General features: G+C 48.3%; 1 pseudogene. It reads right to left on the bottom strand.

The features are described from left to right. Positions 1-872 (bottom strand): annotated as a pseudogene (locus KIV40_RS32115) (M16 family metallopeptidase); the annotation flags it as partial.

Below are 872 nucleotides of genomic sequence, written 5' to 3'. Positions count from 1 at the left end.
CACTCTGGCTAAACTCATTGAGTTCATTAACGAACTCTTGAATGGAGGCAACTGTCGCATTAGCACGAACTTGAGCACTAAAGACCACCGCACCAGTTTCACGATTACTTGCGAAGTAGCCGCTTGCTCCGTAGGTATAACCTTTGTCTTCACGTAGGTTCTGATTCACTCGGCTATTGAAGTTACCTGCAAGGTTGAAGTTCGCCAATTGAGCTAAATACTGCTCGCCAGTCGCGTCAAAAGGTAGACCTTTACGCACCAAACGAACAATGCTTTGTGGCGCATTTGGCTTGTCGACCAAGTACAGATGTTGGCCTTCCAACGGCGTAATGACCTGCGGACGCTTCAATGGAGCCGCATCGCCCTGCCACTCTTTAAAGAAGTTTAGCTGCTTTTCAGCCTCCCTTTTCGTTTTACATCATCCAAGGTTAATGACTTAAGTGACGCTTCGGTACCATCACTCGAACGTCCAAATAAGCTATCTCCAAACAGGACTTCACGCGTTGCCTGAGAGGGCATCCAACTCGGTTGTTGGTGTTGGTACACCACACCCTCAAGCATTTGTCTTTTAACGCGTGCGAAATCTTGTTCGTCAAACTTAGGGCTAAATAGCACTTCTTCAACAGTCGCCAGTGTTTGCGCTAAGTTCTTCTCTAAAGATGAAACCGAGATGTCTGTGGTGTAGCTGCCTGAGCTGATGCTGACGCTGCTGCCCAATTTATCCAGTGTCGCCTGTAACTCTTCAACTGAGAGCTGCGTTGAGCCCTCTTCCATCATCGCCGCAGTTAAGTTAGCCAAACCTTCTTGCCCTTTAGCAACATAACGCTCACCAGCTGGCAGTTGGAATTGCAACTGTACGGTCGGAGTTTCCG

The sequence above is a fragment of the Vibrio sp. D173a genome, from assembly GCF_030248475.1.
The sequence above is the reverse complement of the archived record's forward strand: the minus strand, read 5'-3'. Positions and strand labels throughout refer to the sequence as shown.